Below are 16812 nucleotides of genomic sequence, written 5' to 3' on the forward strand. Positions count from 1 at the left end.
GACGCTCGTGGCCGGAGCCTGAAGTCCTAGACGTGCATGGCGAGCCACAACGCCATCCAGGCGAGGCACGCCAGCGCACCGCCGACCCCGAAGGCGAGCAGTACGCGGCGCAGCGCCGCGACGACGCCGGCCCGTCCGGTCATTTCGGTGATCCCTGCATCAGCCATGGCCACCAGGTGCCCGCCTCCGGGACCGGCAAACATCAGACGCCCATCACCAGACCTTCGATGGTGTGCTTCTGGGTGATCGGCGTCAGGACGTCGACGACCGGGCAGGCCAGGTGCGCGCGCACCGATTCCGGCAACGACGCCCAGAACCGCTTCGTCACCGCGGTGTCGTGGCGCTCGTCGTTGCCCGCGCCCGGCCCGTCGAGGCCCAGCACCAGCACCGGGCGGGCCTTGGCCGAGTGGTTCGCGGTGCCGCGGTGGACCGTCAGGGCCGACCGGATCGAAATGTCACCCATCCGCGGGAACTTGCGCGTCGCGAGCTCCTGGTAGCGCGGGTACGCCTCCCGCGGCGGGAACATGCCGTGGTCGAAGGCGCTCCCGTCGTCCCAGTGCGTGCCGGGCGCGATCTCGAACGGGCCCATGTCCGGTTCGGTGTCGACGGCGGTCACGTTCACCGCCAGCGACGTCAGCCGCTGCTCGCGCGCGGTTTCGGCGGGCATCGGGAAGTCCCGGTGCCACGGCTGGTCGGCCGCGCCGGCCAGCGGGACGTCGAAGCCCACCTCGACGATCCGGTACTCCGGCCCCAGCACCGCCTCGGCGACCGCGGTGATCCACGGGTGGCTGACGAGCTCGGTGAACCCGCGCAGCTGCTCCGGGTGGATCTCGACGTAGAAGCGGTTCGGGCCGCGGCCGACGGCGCCGTCCGGACGGGCGCGGGCCTCGGCGAACGCCGTGTCGATGTCTTCGCCGAGCTGCCGCACCCAGTCGCGGGAAAAGGCACCGGGCAGGCCGATGATGCCGTCGGCCCGCAGGCGTGCGGTCAACACGGCGAGTTCGGCGGCGGGCAGGGTCGGGGCGGTCATCCAGGCCTCCTCAGGGGGACACGACGGCGTGCCCGGCCAGTTTGCAACGTGGCATGCCACGTTGCAAGAGGTACGCTGCGCCGGTGAACCCGAAACTGCGTGACGTGGCCGAGCACGCCGGCGTCTCGGTGCGCACGGTGTCCAACGTGGTCAACGGGTTCCGGTACGTGGCCCCGGCGACCCGGGAACGCGTGCAGGCGAGCATCGACGCGCTGGGCTACCGGCCCAACCTGGCCGCCCGCACCCTGCGGCGCGGCCGGACCGGACTGGTGGCGCTGGTCATCCCGGAGATCGATTCGCCGTACTTCGCCGAGCTCGCCGCGCGGACGGTCCGCATCGCCGGCGCCCGCGGCCTGACCGTGCTCATCGACCAGACCGACGGCGACGCCGAGCGCGAGAAGGAACTGCTGCACGGCCGGCGCAGCCAGCTCGTCGACGGCGTGCTGTTCAGCCCGTGGGCGGTGGCGCCCGCGGAGCTGGCCGCGCGCACCGACCCCGTTCCGCTGGTGCTGCTCGGCGAGCACGACGGCGCCGCGGGCGTCGACCACGTCGCCATCGACAACGTCGCCGCCGCCCGCGAGGCCACCGCGCACCTGCTGGCTTCGGGCCGCCGCCGCGTCGCGGCCCTGGGCATCCAGCCGCGCTCGCTGAACGCGACCGCGCGCCAGCGGCTCGCCGGCTACCGGCAGGCGCTGGCGGAGGCGGGCCTGCCGGCGTCGCCGGAGCTCGAGGTGCCGGTGCGGCGCCTGCACCGCGCCGACGGCCACGGCGCGATGCTGCGGCTGCTGGACCTGCCCGAGCCGCCCGACGCGGTCTTCTGCTTCACCGACGAACTGGCGCTCGGCGCGCTCCGGGCCGCGGCCGACCGGCGGGTCGCGGTGCCGGAGTCCCTGGCCGTGGTGGGGTTCGACGACATCGAGGACGGCCGCTTCAGCGTGCCGGCGCTGACCACGGTGGCACCGGACAAGGACCGGATCGCCGAGCTCGCCCTGGACCGGCTGGCGCGGCAGGAGGCCGCGCCGGAGCCGCCGCGGTCGATCGTCGCGCCGCACCACCTGGAAGCCGCGAAACGAGCTGAGGACGAGGCGAGCTCACCGGCCGGCGACCGCCACCCGGTCCCGGCCCGCCTTCTTCCCCGCGTACAGCGCGTCGTCGGCCGCCCGGATCATCTCGTCCAGGCCCGCACCCGGCTGCGCCTGGTGCAGCGCGGCACCGATCGTCGCCGACAGCCGCACCGGCTCGCCCGTCGGCGCCGTGATCCGCAGGGCCCGGATCCGCAGCCGGATCCGCTCGGCGATCGTGCGGACCTCGGTTTCGTCGACGTCGGGCAGCAGCACCGCGAACTCCTCGCCGCCGTACCGGCCGACGGTGTCCCCGCGGCGGACGGCCCTGGTGAGGACCGTGGCCACCTCAGCGAGGACGTCGTCGCCGACCGGGTGGCCGTGGGTGTCGTTGATGCGCTTGAACCAGTCGAGGTCGATCATCAGCACCCCGATGCGGCCGCGGGTGCGCTCGAGCGCGTGCGCGGCCTGCTCGTGCCAGGCGATCGCGTTGAGCAGCCCGGTGCGCTGGTCGGTGCGCGCGGCGAGCTTGAGCCCCTCGAGCTGGACGCACTGGTGCAGCGCGAACGTCGGGATGATCATCAGCAGCGCGGCGGGCGGCCACCACAGCAGCGCGAGCGCGACGAACACGCCCAGCGCGAGCTGGCTGACCTCCAGCAGGTTGTCCGCGGCGCTGCCGAGCAGCCGGCGCGGGTGGTCCACGGTGACCGTCCAGGCGATGGCCGTGCCGACGAGCCCGGTGTTGACCGCCCACTGCACCGCGGCCGCGGCGATCACCGCGGCCAGCTCCTCCCAGCCGGGGCGGGCTCCGTCGGCGAGGTGCTGGTGGACGCCCGTCGCTTGCAGCACGGCGGCCGCCGCGGCCGCGGCGAGCGCGAGCGTGGCGGCGGTGAACACCGTGCGGTGCGGCGGCCGGACCGGGTCGAACCGGTTGACCAGCACCCAGCGGTGGGCGTAGATCGCCCCCACCAGCACCAGTTCGAGCACCAGCGGCAGCACGATCACCCCGGCGAAGATCCACACGCTGCACAGGTCGACGTACGGCGTATCCGCGCGGTCACGGCGCCGGCGTTCGATGACGTGCGAAGCGTGCAAGTGCGGCAACGCCGCGGCCGCGAGCCAACCCGCCGTCACCCACTGTTCCGGTGTCGGTGCCGCGCGGGCCGCGAGCGCCAGCACCCCGGCCGCCAGCAGGTCCACGCCCAGGACGAGGACCAGCACCCGCCCCGGCAACGACCACAGTTTCCACCCCGACGGCGACCGGCCCCCGCCGGTGACCACGTCTTCCCCCATCGCAGCGCCTCCCCCGCGCCGGTGATCCCCCGATTGCCCAGGGTAGTCGCGTCCCGGCCGGATGTCAGGTGATTCCCCCCATCGCGACCCGACCGGGCGGCTGGGACGATTCGGGGGTATCCGGTACCGGACGAACCGCACGGAAGGGCACGCCGATGAGCGACAAGGGCTGGTGAACCCCCACCCCACTCCCCTGCACCCGGGAAGGAGCGCGCGATGCGTGACAAAGGCTGGTGAACCTCAGGACTCGGCCGGCAGCGCGGCCGAAACGGCGTCCGGACGGCGGCGTGCCCAGGCCGCGGCCGCGGCGAGTGCCACCAGGGCTCCCGCGGTCCCCGCCCAGGCGATCGCCGTCGCCGGGCCGACCAGCTGCGCGAGCACGCCGCCGGCCACGATCCCGAGCCCCTGCCCGGCGATCATGCCGGTCCGCGCGAACCCCAGCGTCCGCCCGCGCAGCCGCGGCGGGGACAGCTGGACGAACGTGGCGCCCGCGGTGACCTGGTAGGCCGAGCAGAGGCCGGACACGAACAGCAGCGCGAGGGCCGTGCCGAGGGTCGGGCGGCCCCAGAAGGCCACGAGCGGCGCCGACGTCCCGACGGCCAGCACGCCGAGCGCGCGCACCCGGACCGGCCGCGCGACCCGCCGCAGCAGCAGCGCGCCGGCGACCGCGCCCGCCGGTTCCGCGGCGAGCAGCACCCCGGTCCATTCGGTCCCCACCCCGGCCTGGTGGGCGAACGGGACCGCGAGCCCCTCCGGGACGACGGTGAACAACGCCAGCCAGCCCAGCCACACCAGCGTGCCCAGCGTCCGGTCCCGGCCGACGGCCACGGCGCCCGCGGCGAGCCGCCGCCACCCCGTCACCTCGCGTTCGGCACCGGCCGGCGGCGGGTGACGGCCGAGGCCGGCGCGGATCAGCAGGGCGGAGGCGGCGAACGTGGCGGCGTCGACGGCCAGCGCGGAGTGCGCGCCGACGCCGGTGACCACGAACGCGGCCGCGGCGAACCCGAGCACCAGGCACAGCTGCGTCGTGACCTGCTGGACGGTCTGGCCGGCCTCGTAACGGCCGCCGAGCAGCTCGGGCAGGACGGCGCCCTGCGCGGCCGAGAACGGGGCTTCGGCCAGCTGCACCAGCACGAGCAGCACGGCCAGCAACGGCAGCGGCACCGCGGGCACGGCCATCACCGCGACCAGGCCGGCCCGGACCACGTCACAGGCGACCATCACCCGGCGGCGCGGGTACCGGTCGGCCAGCCACGACAGCAGCGCGCCGGAAACCAGCGCGGGCAGCATCGACAGGGCGTAGGTCGCGGCGCTCAGCGCGGCGGAGCCGGTGCGCTGGAAGACGAGTATCGACAAGGCGACCCTGGCCAGCTGGTCCCCCACCACCGAAAGCAGGCCGGCCAGCCAGAGCAGGCGGAACCCGCGTACCGCGAACGCGGAACGCGTGGTCACCATCCCCACCCCCGGCGTCACGCAGAGCGTTGCCCAAGACGCTCACCGTAGCGTGCGCCCGTGCCGGGCACCATCACCGCCCGGTTCGGGAGCGCGGGGAAACGGTGCCGCCGAGCAGCTTCCGTGCGGAGCACCGGCGGACACGGGGCGTTGCGGACGCCCGTTCGGAGCTTCACGCGTGTCCGGGGAGGCATCACACGTGATCGGAGGGGCATCTCGCGTGATTGGCACCCGGAAGTCCACTAAGGACGGTTTGCAGCTCTCCACGCCCTCGTAGCCGAGCCGCGGCGCCCGGGTACGTGTCGGCGTGGTCCGGTTCCCCGTGCCAGCGCGACGATCACCGCCATCCTTTCGCTCGGCTCGCGCCCCATCACGACGGGCTTTTCCATCAAACCCAGTTGATGTATTGTCCGGGGATGGCCACCGAGCCGCCCGCCTTCGTCCGTCTCGCCGCCCACCCGCTGCGGTGGTCGCTGCTCACCGCGCTCGCCGGCGGCGACCTGCGGGTCCGGGAGCTGGTGGCGCAGGTCGGCGAGCCGCAGAACCTGGTCTCCTACCACCTGCGACTGCTTCGCGGCGGCGGGCTCGTGACGGCCACCCGCAGCACCTTCGACGGCCGCGACAGCTACTACCACCTGGATCTCGACCGTTGCGCGAGCGCGCTCGCCGAGACCGGCGCGGCCCTGCACCCCGCCCTGCGCCCGGAACCCCCGCCGCCCGGGCGGGTCGCCGTGCTGTTCCTCTGCACCGGCAACAGCGCCCGCTCCCCGATCGCCGAAGCCCTGCTGCGCCGCAGAACGGCCGGGCGGGTGGCGGTGGCGAGCGCGGGCAGCCACCCGAGGGCCGCCCTGCACCCCGGCGCGGTCCGGGTGCTGGCCGGCGAGTTCGGCATCGACGTCACCGGGCAGCGGCCACGGCACCTGGACAGCGTCGCCGGACGGCGGTTCGACCACGTCATCACGGTGTGCGACAAGGTCCGCGAGGTCTGCCCCGAGTTCCCGCACCACCCGCGCCGCCGCCACTGGAGCGTCCCCGACCCGACAGCGGACTCCATGGCCGCGACGGCTTCGGAGCTCGACACGCGCATCCGGCACCTGCTGCCGGAACTGGTACCCGGCAAGGAGGCCCGGTCATGAGTGAGCAGTACGCCAGCGTCCGGTACATCGTCGACGACGTCCAGGCCGCCCTCGCCTTCTACACGACCCACCTGGGCTTCACGGTCCGGATGAGCGCGGCACCGGCGTTCGCCGACGTCACCCGCGGCCCGCTGCGCCTGCTGCTGTCCGGTCCGGCGAGCTCCGGCGCCCGCGCCACCCCGGCCGGTTCCGCCGCCGCCGGGCGCAACCGCATCCACCTCGTCGTCGCCGACCTCGACGCCGAGATCACGCGGCTGGCCGAGGCCGGGGTGGCCTTCCGCAGCGAGGCGGTGTCCGGCCCGGGCGGGCGGCAGGTGCTGCTGGCCGACCCCGCCGGAAACCTCGTGGAGCTGTTCCAGCCCGCGCACTAGGCTGCCGCGGGTGCCGCAGACGCGCCTCGACCTCGCCCGGATCCAGGCCGCCCGCCGGGTGATCGACCCGGTCTTCCTCGACACCCCGCTGTACCGCTGCGAGGCGCTGGAGCCAGTGCTCGGGTGCGCGGTGAGCATCAAGCTGGAGACGGCGAACCCGGTGCGCAGCTTCAAGGGCCGCGGCACCGAGGTGGTGGCGAGCGGCCTCACCGGGGCGGTGGTGTGCGCCAGCGCGGGCAACCTCGGCCAAGCCCTCGCGTGGTCCGGACGCGGGCGCGGGCTCGACGTCACCGTGGTCGCTTCGCGGCACGCGACGGCGGCCAAGCTGGAGCGCATCCGCGCGCTGGGCGCCCGGCTGGAACTGGTGGACGGCGACCACGAACCGGCCCGCGAACGCGCGGCGGCCATCGCCCGCCACGACGGCATCCGGCTGGTCGAAGACAGCCTGGACCTCGAAACGTGCGAAGGCGCGGCGACCATCGGCCTGGAACTGGTGGACGCCGGGCCGTCGTTCGACGCGGTCCTGATCGCCCTCGGCGGCGGCGCCATGGCCACCGGCGTGGGCCACGTGCTGCGGTCCCGGGCGCCCGGCACCGAGGTGGTCTGCGTCCAGCCGGCGGGCGCACCGGCGATGACGCGCTCCTGGCACGCGCGGCGCGTGGTGACCACCGGCCCGACGGACACGATCGCCGACGGCGTCGCCGGGCGCCGTCCGATCCCGGAGGTCCTGGCCGACCTCCTCCTCGTCGCGGACGACGCCGTGCTGGTCACGGAGACGTCGATCATCGCCGGGATGCGGCTGCTGCTGGAACACGCCGGGCTGGTGGTGGAACCGTCGGCGGCGCTGGGCATCGCGGCGATCCTCGAGGACCGCGACCGGTTCGCCGGCCGGCACGTGGTGACGATCATCTGCGGCGGCAACGTGGACCTGCCCGCCTACCGCGGCTGGGTCGGCTGAGCCGACCCAGAAATTACCAAAGGTAAGTTCTGCCGCCTCCTTGACTTTACCAATGGTCATAGAGGAAGGTACTGGCCACCTGATTCGTCTAGACCAATCGGCGCTCCCCGCGGACGGCATCCCCAGGAGGAGACCCATGTCCATCCGGACCACCACAGCAGCCTTGACGAGCATCGCGACCGCGGCCGCGACGGCCGTCGTCCTCTCCACCGGAGCCGACGCCAGCCCGGCGGCCGCGGCGGCCGGCTGCGGCGTGCTCTTCGACGACTTCCACTACGCCTCGCCCACCGACAGCGCCTTCGGCAGCGCTGGGTGGACCACCCGCAACGACGTCGGCAGTCCCGGCGTCCCCGGCGCCCGTTGGCTGACCGGCAACATCAGCTTCCCGGCCGTGGGCGGCGAACGCGTCGCGCAGCTCACCGCCACCACCGACGGCAGCGCCGCCGGCACCACGCACGCCGAGCTCTACCAGAACCAGCTGCGCTTCTTCGAAGGCACGTACGCCAGCCGCGTCCGCTTCACCGACGCGCCGGACAGCGGCCCCGACGGCGACCACGTCAACGAAACCTACTTCACGATCTCGCCGCTGCGGTACGACCGCGACCCGCTCTACAGCGAGCTCGACTTTTCCGAGTACCTGCCCAACGGCGGCTGGGGCGGCCCGCAGGCGGACTACCAGACCAGCTGGTACACCTACTGGAACAACCCGAGCTGGGACGGCCTGCGCACGTCCACCGCGCAGAACCGCAGCTTCGCCGGCTGGCACGACGTCGTCACCCAGGTCTCCGGCGGGCACGTGAAGTACTACATCGACGGCGTGCTCACCGCCGACCACACCACCGACGCCCAAGGCAACCCGGTGTACCCGCGCACGCCGATGTCGATCAACTACAACATGTGGTTCATCGACACCGCCGGGCACACGAGCGGCAACAGCGTCTACACCGAACAGGTCGACTGGACCTACTACGCGGGCAACCAGGTCGTCTCCCCGGCCGACGCCGTCGCGCAGGCCGGGCAGTACCGCTCGGCCGGAACGTCCCATGTGGACACCGTGACCGGCTGCACGACCCCGACCACCCCGCCGCCGACGACCGCCACCACCAAGCCCACCACGCCGACGACGCCCACCACCCCGACCCAGCCCGCGAACTGTTCCGCGGCACCGGAATGGGACTGGGGCACGGTGTACCTCGAGGGCCGGCGGGTGAAGCACAACGCCCACCTGTGGCAGGCGAACTGGTGGACCCAGGGTTCCGAGCCGGGGCTCACCGCCCAGTGGCGCGACCTCGGCCCCTGCTGACCCGGGAGTTCCCCCATGCGCAGAAGCACGCTCGCCGCCGCACTGGCCGTCGCCGCCGTGACCGCCACCGCCTGCGGCACCGACACGCCCGCTCCCGCCGCGCGCGGCGGCACGCTCACCGTCTGGCTGATGAACGGCGACCTCAGCGACCAGGCCACCGCGGCCGTCAACGCCGCGTTCGAGAAGGCCACCGGCGCGAAGGTCACCGTGCAGATCCAGGAATGGGACAACATCAACACGAAGGTCAGCACCGCGCTGGCCCAGGACACCACGCCGGACGTCATCGAGATCGGCAACACGAACGTCCCGCTGTTCGCCGCCAACGGCGCGCTGACTGACCTGACCCCGCACCGCGCCGAGCTCGCCGCGGGCCAGACCTGGCTGCCCGGACTGGCCGGACCGGCCACTGTGGACGGACAGCTGTACGCTGCGCCGCTGTTCGCGGGCAACCGCGCGGTGATCTACGACAAGCAGGTGTGGGCCGACGCCGGTGTCACCGCTCCGCCGAAGACCTTCGCCGAACTCACCGCGGCCCTGGACAAGGTCAAGGCGAAGCACCCGGCGCCGGACTACTCGGTCTTCCACTTCCCCGGCCGGTACTGGTTCGGCGCGCTGCAGTTCGTCTGGGACGCCGGCGGGCAGCTCGCCACGCAGCAGAACGGGAAGTGGACCGGTGCCCTCGAAAGCCCCGAAGCGCTGAAGGGGTTGCAGGCCTGGAAGGACTTCCAGAACGCCTACTCCTCCCCCGCGTCCCGCAACGTCGACACCAAGGCCCCCGACCAGGCCGCGATCTTCTCCTCCGGCGGAGCGTCGGCCATCCTCGACACGAGCGTCAACACCGTGCTCAAGAACAAGCCGGACCTGAAGGACCGGCTGGGCACGTTCCCGTTCCCGAGCGCCACGCCCGGGAAGACGCAACCGGTGTTCCTCGGCGGCTCGGACCTCGCCGTGGCGGCCAAGAGCCGCAACCAGGACCTGGCGCTGGCCTACCTCAAGGCGGCGACGGACCCGGCCGTGCAGCGCGACGCCATCGCCGGCATCGACGGGTGGACGCCGATCTCCACCGAGCTGATCGACCGGATCACGCCCGCGCTGCCGCCGGTCACCGCGGCCTTCGCCACCGCGGCGAAGACCAGCGTCGCCACCCCGGCCGCCCCCGGCTGGGCAACCATCGAGAGCGACAAGTCCATCAACACCTTCTTCGCCGACATCGCCACCGGACGCCGTCCGATCGCCGACGCGGCCCGGGAGTTCGACGCCCACCTGACCGAGGCCCTGGGCGCCCGCTGACCGGCGGGGTGGCCCGGCCGACCGCCGTCCCCGCCTGGCCACCCCGCCCCTGCTTCCGCGAAGGAGTCCCCGTGCTGCTCGAAAAACCGCGCACCCGGGAAAGAACGCGACGCCGTTCCCTGCTCCCCTACGGCCTGCTCCTGCCCGCGACCGTCCTGCTCGGGCTGGTGCTCGGCTACCCGCTCGTCCGGCTGGTCGTCATCTCGCTGCAGGAGTACGGCCTGCGGTCGCTGTTCACCGGCAAGACGGGCTTCGCCGGCGGGGACAACTACGCCGCGGTCCTCGGCGATCCCCAGCTGCTGCCGGTCCTCGCCCGCAGCGTCGGGTTCTGCGCCGCCCTGGTGACCGGCACGCTCGTCATCGGCTTCGGCGTCGCCCTGCTGCTGCTCCGCCTGGGCCGCCGGATGCGCACGGCGGTGACGCTGTGCCTGATCGCGGCGTGGGCGCTGCCGAACGTGGCCTCCACCCTGGTCTGGCAGTGGCTCTTCCAGCCCGGCTACGGCGTGGTGAACTGGCTGCTGGCCCGCGTGGGCTTCGGGGACTTCGCCCAGCACGACTGGACCACGAGCCCGGCGTCGGCGTTCACCCTCGTCTGGCTGCTGGTCGTGTGGCAGTCGGTGCCGTTCGCCGCGCTCACCCTGTACGCCGGTCTCTCGCAGATCCCGCGGTCCTACTACGAGGCCGCGGCGCTGGACGGCGCCGGGCCGTGGCGGGTGCACCGCACCATCACCCTGCCCTTCCTGCAGCCGATCCTGGGGCTGGTCACCATCCTCTCGGTCATCTGGGACTTCACCGTGTTCAACCAGATCTGGATCCTCACCCAGGGCGGGCCGGCCGGCGGCACGACGACGCTGGGCATCTGGACCTTCACCCGCGCCTTCAGCCGCAACGACTTCGGCCAGGGCGCGGCGATCGCCGTCGTCTCGGTCGCGCTGCTCGCCGCACTGACCGCCGTGTACGTGCGGCGGCTCGTGCGGTCCGGGGAGGACCTGTGATCCGGCGGTTCGGCCGCAACGCCGCCGCCGCGGTGTTCTGCCTGGTGTGGATCTTCCCGGTCTACTGGATGGTGCTCACGGCGTTCAAGCCGACGGGCCGGATCCTCCAGCCGACGCCGGAGTTCCTGCCCTTCGACGTCACCCTGGACAACTTCGCCGGCGCGCTGGCCAAGCCGGGGTTCGTGCAGGACCTCCTCAACAGCGTCGTGGTCGTCGTGGCGGTCGTCGTCCTGTCCATCGTGGTCGCCTTCCTGGCCGCGACGGCGTTGACGCGCTTCCGGTTCTTCGGGCGCCGCAGCTTCCTGGTCGGCGTGCTGGTGCTGCAGATGGTGCCGGTGCCCGCGCTGGTCATCCCGCTGTTCCTGGGCTTGAAGAGCGCGCACCTGCTCGACACGCTCTTCGGGCTGGTCCTGACCTACGTGGCGCTCGTGCTGCCATTCACGATCTGGACGTTGCGGGGCTTCCTGCACGGCATCCCCGTCGAACTGGAGGAGGCGGCGATGGTCGACGGCGCGACCCGCGGGCGCGTCATGCGCTCGGTGCTGCTGCCGCTGGTCCTGCCCGGGCTGATCGCGACCAGCGTGTTCGCCTTCATCACCGCGTGGAACGACTTCCTGTTCGCCTACGTGATCATGAAGGACAGCTCGGGCTACACGCTGCCGGTCTGGCTGGTCTCGTTCAGCACCAGCACGGGCACCGACTACGGCGGCCTGATCGCGGCGTCGACGCTGTTCGCGCTGCCCGTCGTCGTCTTCTTCGCGCTCGTGCAGCGCCACCTGGTCGAGGGCATGACCGCGGGTGCGGTGAAGGGCTGATGCTCATCCCCCGTCCCGCGCGGCTGACCCGCCACGCCGGCTCGTGCGTGCCCACCGGGATCCTGGCGGGCCCCGGCACCCGCGGCCCGGCCCGGCTGCTCGCCGCGTACACCGGTCTCCCGCTCGGCCACACCGGACCGGTCATCCGGCTCGCGCTGCGGCCGGGGTTCGGGCCGGAGGAGTACACCCTGCAGGTCACCCCCGACCGGGCGCTGCTCACCGCGTCCACGGAAGCGGGCCTGCTCGCCGGGGTGCAGACGATCCGCCAGCTGTCCCCGCGGCTGCCGTGCCTGACCATCCGCGACGCGCCCCGGCTGCCCTGGCGCGGCGTGCTGCTCGACGTCGCCCGCCACTTCATGCCGCTGGAGTTCCTCTACGAGTTCGTCGACCTGCTGGCCCTGCACAAGTACAACGTCCTGCACCTGCACCTGACCGACGACCAGGGCTGGCGGATCGAGATCGGCGGCTGGCCCCGGCTCACCGAGGTCGGCGCCTGGCGCGCGGAGTCGATGGTCGGGCCCGCCGGCAGCGGTGTCTTCGACGGCGTGCCGCACGGCGGCTTCTACACCCGGCGGGAGCTGCGCGGGCTGGTCGCCTTCGCCGCCGAGCGCGGGGTCCGGATCGTGCCGGAGATCGACCTGCCGGGACACGTGCGCGCGGCGCTGGCCGCCTACCCGGCGCTGGGCAACCGGCCTTCGGTGCCGCTGCCGGTGTGGACGGAGTGGGGCATCAGCCCGGACATCCTCGGTGTCCACGACGGCGTCTTCGCCTTCTGCCGGGACGTGCTGGCGCAGGTGGCCTCGGTGTTCCCGGCGCCCCACCTGCACATCGGCGGCGACGAGTGCCCGACGACGCAGTGGGAGACCAGCCCGGACGCGCAGGCCACCGCCGCCCGGCTCGGGGTGCGCCCGGCCGAGCTCCACCCCTGGTTCCTCGGCCGGCTGCACGGCATCGTCGCGGACCTGGGCCGCAAGGCGGTGTGCTGGGACGAGACCGGCCACGCCGCGGGACGGCTGCCGGCGGAGCTGGTCGTGACGGCCTGGCGCGACGCGGCCCACGGCGCCATCGCCGTCGCCCGCGGCCATCAGGTCGTCATGGCCCCGCACACGTCGACGTACTTCGACTACCGGCAGAGCGAGGAGCCCGGCGAGCCCCCGCGCGGACCGGTGACGACGCTCGAGGACGTCTACCGCTTCGACCCCCTGGACGGCGGGCTGCCGGTCAGCGACGGGACGAGGCCGGGGGTGCTGGGCACGCAGGCCCAGCTGTGGACCGAGCACGCACCGACCCCGGAGCACGTGCGGCACCTGGCGTTCCCCCGGCTGTGCGCGCTGGCCGAGCGGGCGTGGTCGCCGCCCGGCCGCGGTTATGCTGACTTCCACCGGCGCCTGACCGGCCACCTCGGCCGGCTGCGGGCGCTGGGTGCCCTGCCGAAGGAGCGCGTCCGGTTCGCCGGCGCGCTCGGAGTACCCGGGAAGACGGTGCCTTGACCGCTGGGACATCGGGGGCTTCGCCCCACACCGGGGGCTCCGCCACCCGCAACCGCCGGATGGAAGCCGGGCCACCCGGGGCCGCGTCCGCAGTCCGGAATCCCCGGAAAGAAGCCGGGTCGCCCGGGGCCTCGACCGCCACCGGCGATTCCGCCGCCCGGAACGCGCGGAACCCCGCCGGTGAGCCCGCGGACCGGCCGCCCACCGTGAAGCGCGACCGCGTCCGGCGGCACCTGCTGAAGGTGATCGAGAACGCCGGCCCCGGCACCGGGCTCGCCTCCGAACGGGACCTGGCCGCCGAGCTGGGGGTCTCGCGCCCGACCGTCCGCGCGGCCATCGACGAGCTCACCCGCACCGGGCTGCTGGTGCGCCAGCGCGGCCGCGGCACGTTCACCAGCCCGCAGAAGGTCACCCAGGAACTCGCGACCGGGCTCGCCGTGCCGCCCGCGGACGGCCACTGGACCAGCCGCGTGGTCGCCTTCGCGGTGTCCCCGGCCCCGCGGGCGCTCGCCGGGGAGCTGGAGCTCGAGCCCCGGACGCCGGTGCTGCGCGTGACCAGGGTCCGGCACGTCGACGACGAGCCGATCGCGATCGAACACCTGGCATTGCCCGCGTCCCTGGTCCCCGGCCTGCGCCCGGCGGACCTCGAAACCGGCAACTTCTACCGGCTGCTGCGGGAGCGGTTCGGCATCACCGTGCAGGACGCGGTGCAGACGATCGAACCCGCGGTCACCAACCCCGAGCAGGCCGAGCTGCTCGAAATCGCCGTGTACGCCCCGATCCTGCACATTGAGCGGCTGACCCGCGACACGACCGGCCGGGCCGTGGAACTGACCCGCTCGGTCTACCGGGGCGACCGCTACCGCATCACGTCGCACCTCCGCTTCGACGCCGAATCCGGCTGACCGGGATCAGGAAACAGATCTTCACCGACCGGGAAATGGCCTCGATCCGGCGACCACCCGTTACCCGATCGAGTGACGACCGCACGGCATCCGGGTGACGAAAACCGGGATCACCCCTCGTCAAACTTGGTTCAGACAGAGCCGCAGCCCCGACTAATTGCGCTGATCGCATCGCCTTTTCCGCGCCCGGGTGAGAGCACTTCAACGCACTGCCGGTGCGGCATAGGATTTTCCTTCGGCCGGGAAAACGATTCCCGTGCTTTTCCGTCGAAAGAATCGAGGACCATTCATGCGAAGACGCATGCCGGGAGCGCTCCTGGCCCTGGTACTCGCCTCGGCCGCCGCCGCCGTGCCGTTGCCCGCGGCCGCCGATCCCGCGCCGCCGGTCTCGGCACTGACGAAGTCCGTGCAGGGCACCGGGTCCCCCGCCGACCACGGGGCGACCGCGAAGTGGGTCGTCGGCTACGAAGACCACGCGACCACGACCGGCGCCGCCACCATCACCGACGCCGTCGGCGCCGGGCAGTCCTACCAGTCCGGTTCCCTGCACGTACCGCCCGGCTGGACGCCGGAGTGGTCGACCGACGGCAGCACCTTCGCCGGCACCGAACCGGCGTCCGGGGTCACCGCCGTCCGCGCGACCAACGCCGGCGCCGGCCCCGACGCGACGCAGCTGTCCGGCGCGCTCACCCCGCCCGTGCAGGCGGTCACGACCGCGACCGGCGGTGACGGCTTCTCCCCGATCCTGTACCGGACGCCGGGCGGGGCGCTGCAGGCCTGGAACATCTACCACCACCTGGCGGCCGCTTCGCCGAAGGTGGTCTGCACCGACCTCGCCTCCGGGGCCCGCTGCCCGGGCGGCCCGTGGCCGAAGCCGCTCAACACCGCGCCCGGTCCGCTCGGCACCGGGGCGACCGGCGACATCGCGACCACGATGGTCGAGCAGTACGTGCGCGACCCCGCCGCGCCCGCGAAGGTCTACTACCCGGCCGTCACGGCGGCGTCCGTCGGCGTCGGCTGCCTCGACCTGGCCGCCGCGGCCAACTGCGGGTACTGGCCGCTGGCCGCCACCGGCGGCTCCCCCGCGGTGAACAGCATCACCGGGCTCGTCGAGACCGGCGGCAACCTCTACGGCCTGATCAGCAGCGGCGCGGTCGTCTGCTGGACCATCGCCACGCAGAGCGCCTGCGGCGGCCAGCCGTACGCCCCGATCGCGCCGGCCATCAGCGGCAACGCCTACATCTACGGCGCCGTGGACGTGGTCGCGGGCAAGGTGTTCGCGTCGTCGTCGAACCCGAGCACCGCGCAGCAGCCCTCGCTCGGCTGCTTCGACCCGGCAACGGCCACGGCCTGCGCCGGCTGGGCGTCCTGGCGGACGACGGGACCGGCGGGCAACTTCACCTTCAACGCCTACACGGCGTTCAGCACGGCCGGCACCCCGGTCGGGGTGTGCTCGTCGACGACGGGCGGAACGAACACCACGGCGTGCTTCGCCCTCGACGGCTCGGCCTCGGCCGCACCGCCGGGCGCGGCCGCGCTGCCGAACGGGACCTACGTGTTCAACCCGGAGGTCGTCACCGACCCGAGCGGCCACGTGCGTAGCTACCTCCCCGTCTGGAACGGCGGGATCGCGGGTGCCGCGGTCTGCCACGACTGGACGACCGGGACGGCGTGCGCGGGGCTGCCGGCGCGGATCACCCACCCGTCGGTGAACGGCGGCGCCACGCGGGACTACGGGTACGCCTACGACCCGCCGTCGGGCTGCCTGATCGGCCTCGGCGACGCGGGCGTGCTGTTCTCGATGGACCCGGCCACCGGGGCCACGCCGTGTGTCCGCTCCGGCGGGCAGGTGACCCTGCGTCCGGGTGACTTCTACTGCGACGGCGGAAGTCACGTCCAGGGCTACACGTCCGCGCGGCTGACGGGCGTCGACCCGGCGAACGTGGACTTCGCGGCTTCGCGGGTGACGGTCGTCGACTCCGATGGCGCCGTGGTGCCCACGCCGGGCTTCGCCCCGGACGGCTCGGTCGACCTGACCGGCGTCTCCGTGGCGGCGCACCCGTCGATCACGGTGACGACGACGCTGGTCCTGCGCAGCGCGGCGGGCTTCAGCGGCTCGCTGGTGGTCGACTTCGCGGGCGACGCGCCCCAGCTGTGCTTCCGCACGACGATCTCGCCGGACTGCGCGGTGACGTCGGTGGCGAACACGGCGACGGGCACGGACTCGACGGGGTCGTTCACGTCCAACACGGTGACGCTCCCGGTCGCCCCGGGCGCGTCCTGCACGCCGAAGGTGAGCGTGGAGAAGGAGATCTGCACGGCGGTCCACCCGGCCGACTGCGGTCCGGGCGGCGCCGGTCCGTGGGCGAAGCAGGCCCCGGTGGGTCTGCTCGGCGTGCTGGCGGCGTCGGCGTACTGGCGGATCACGGTGACGAACCAGGGTCCGGTCGGGATCACGTCCGCGCAGGTCGTGGACACCGTGGAGCCGACGTGCCAGACAGGTCCGTTCACGCTGGCGGCGGGCCAGGTCAAGCAGGTGTACTGCGCGACTTACGCCCTGCTGAACCTGTTCCCCATCACCAACAAGGCGAAGGTGACCTACGTGCCGGTGAACGTGCCGCCGGGAACCCCTCCGTCCACAACGGACTGGTCGTCGGCCAAGGCGTGTTCGCTGCTGTGCAGCGTGTAAGGAGGTGAGACAGCCGGGCCCGCG

At 73.3% G+C, this 16812-nt stretch carries 13 protein-coding genes and 1 pseudogene; 11 read left to right on the forward strand and 3 right to left on the reverse strand.

Going from position 1 to position 16812, the window contains the following annotated elements:
- Positions 1–202 precede the first annotated feature (202 nt).
- Positions 203–1030 (reverse strand): phytanoyl-CoA dioxygenase family protein, encoded by an 828-nt coding sequence (locus HUT10_RS05550; RefSeq protein ID WP_176170177.1) that lies wholly within the window; start codon positions 1028–1030, stop codon positions 203–205.
- Positions 1031–1083: 53 nt separating this feature from the next.
- On the opposite strand from HUT10_RS05550, the pseudogene HUT10_RS05555 reads away from it, so the two are divergent.
- Positions 1084–2016 (forward strand): annotated as a pseudogene (locus HUT10_RS05555) (LacI family DNA-binding transcriptional regulator); the annotation flags it as partial.
- 105 nt (positions 2017–2121) lie between these two features.
- Here the strand turns inward: HUT10_RS05555 and HUT10_RS05560 are convergent.
- Together HUT10_RS05560 and HUT10_RS05565 are read right to left on the reverse strand one after the other, a co-directional pair.
- Entirely contained in the window at positions 2122–3384 is a 1263-nt protein-coding gene (locus HUT10_RS05560; RefSeq protein WP_254896697.1) for a GGDEF domain-containing protein, read from the reverse strand.
- A gap of 240 nt (positions 3385–3624) precedes the next feature.
- Complete coding sequence (locus HUT10_RS05565; RefSeq protein WP_176170178.1) at positions 3625–4839, reverse strand: MFS transporter; 1215 nt, start codon at positions 4837–4839, stop codon at positions 3625–3627.
- 413 nt (positions 4840–5252) lie between these two features.
- Between HUT10_RS05565 and HUT10_RS05570 the strand changes: the two genes are divergently transcribed.
- The 10 genes from HUT10_RS05570 to HUT10_RS05615 all read left to right on the forward strand — a co-directional run bounded on the left by HUT10_RS05570 (position 5253) and on the right by HUT10_RS05615 (position 16788).
- Positions 5253–5972 (forward strand): ArsR family transcriptional regulator, encoded by a 720-nt coding sequence (locus HUT10_RS05570; RefSeq protein ID WP_176170179.1) that lies wholly within the window; start codon positions 5253–5255, stop codon positions 5970–5972.
- Entirely contained in the window at positions 5969–6343 is a 375-nt protein-coding gene (locus HUT10_RS05575; protein ID WP_176170180.1) for a VOC family protein, read from the forward strand. The genes HUT10_RS05570 and HUT10_RS05575 overlap by 4 nt, the downstream gene beginning before the upstream one ends.
- Positions 6344–6353: 10 nt before the next feature.
- Positions 6354–7301, forward strand: coding sequence for a threonine/serine dehydratase (locus HUT10_RS05580; RefSeq protein WP_176170181.1), 948 nt, complete (start codon positions 6354–6356; stop codon positions 7299–7301).
- 136 nt (positions 7302–7437) lie between these two features.
- Complete coding sequence (locus HUT10_RS05585; RefSeq protein WP_176170182.1) at positions 7438–8604, forward strand: carbohydrate-binding protein; 1167 nt, start codon at positions 7438–7440, stop codon at positions 8602–8604.
- A 15-nt stretch (positions 8605–8619) separates the two neighbouring features.
- Positions 8620–9894 (forward strand): extracellular solute-binding protein, encoded by a 1275-nt coding sequence (locus tag HUT10_RS05590; RefSeq protein WP_176170183.1) that lies wholly within the window; start codon positions 8620–8622, stop codon positions 9892–9894.
- A 71-nt stretch (positions 9895–9965) separates the two neighbouring features.
- The gene (locus tag HUT10_RS05595; RefSeq protein ID WP_176170184.1) at positions 9966–10889 is read left to right on the forward strand and encodes a carbohydrate ABC transporter permease; all 924 of its coding nucleotides are present in this window, start codon (positions 9966–9968) and stop codon (positions 10887–10889) included.
- On the forward strand, positions 10886–11704 hold the full coding sequence (locus HUT10_RS05600) for a carbohydrate ABC transporter permease (protein WP_176170185.1): 819 nt from the start codon (positions 10886–10888) through the stop codon (positions 11702–11704). Before HUT10_RS05595 ends, HUT10_RS05600 begins: the two co-directional genes overlap by 4 nt.
- Positions 11704–13194 (forward strand): beta-N-acetylhexosaminidase, encoded by a 1491-nt coding sequence (locus tag HUT10_RS05605; protein ID WP_176170186.1) that lies wholly within the window; start codon positions 11704–11706, stop codon positions 13192–13194. Before HUT10_RS05600 ends, HUT10_RS05605 begins: the two co-directional genes overlap by 1 nt.
- A 206-nt stretch (positions 13195–13400) precedes the next feature.
- Entirely contained in the window at positions 13401–14099 is a 699-nt protein-coding gene (locus HUT10_RS05610; protein ID WP_176170187.1) for a GntR family transcriptional regulator, read from the forward strand.
- A 289-nt stretch (positions 14100–14388) separates the two neighbouring features.
- Positions 14389–16788 carry a hypothetical protein gene (locus HUT10_RS05615; protein ID WP_176170188.1) on the forward strand — a complete coding sequence of 800 codons (2400 nt, stop codon included), beginning with the start codon at positions 14389–14391 and terminating at the stop codon, positions 16786–16788.
- The last annotated feature ends 24 nt before the right edge of the window (positions 16789–16812 follow it).

It is taken from the genome of Amycolatopsis sp. Hca4 (assembly GCF_013364075.1).
GTDB lineage: Bacteria > Actinomycetota > Actinomycetes > Mycobacteriales > Pseudonocardiaceae > Amycolatopsis.

Bases quoted from the DNA above. Each gene is read 5' to 3' on its own strand.
- HUT10_RS05565 (WP_176170178.1), bottom strand. From the start codon at position 4,839: ATGGTGACCACGCGTTCCGCGTTCGCGGTACGCGGGTTCCGCCTGCTC.
- HUT10_RS05575 (WP_176170180.1), top strand. From the start codon at position 5,969: ATGAGTGAGCAGTACGCCAGCGTCCGGTACATCGTCGACGACGTCCAG.
- HUT10_RS05585 (WP_176170182.1), top strand. From the start codon at position 7,438: ATGTCCATCCGGACCACCACAGCAGCCTTGACGAGCATCGCGACCGCG.
- HUT10_RS05605 (WP_176170186.1), top strand. From the start codon at position 11,704: ATGCTCATCCCCCGTCCCGCGCGGCTGACCCGCCACGCCGGCTCGTGC.
- HUT10_RS05560 (WP_254896697.1), bottom strand. From the start codon at position 3,384: ATGGGGGAAGACGTGGTCACCGGCGGGGGCCGGTCGCCGTCGGGGTGG.
- HUT10_RS05550 (WP_176170177.1), bottom strand. From the start codon at position 1,030: ATGACCGCCCCGACCCTGCCCGCCGCCGAACTCGCCGTGTTGACCGCA.
- HUT10_RS05615 (WP_176170188.1), top strand. From the start codon at position 14,389: ATGCGAAGACGCATGCCGGGAGCGCTCCTGGCCCTGGTACTCGCCTCG.
- HUT10_RS05570 (WP_176170179.1), top strand. From the start codon at position 5,253: ATGGCCACCGAGCCGCCCGCCTTCGTCCGTCTCGCCGCCCACCCGCTG.
- HUT10_RS05590 (WP_176170183.1), top strand. From the start codon at position 8,620: ATGCGCAGAAGCACGCTCGCCGCCGCACTGGCCGTCGCCGCCGTGACC.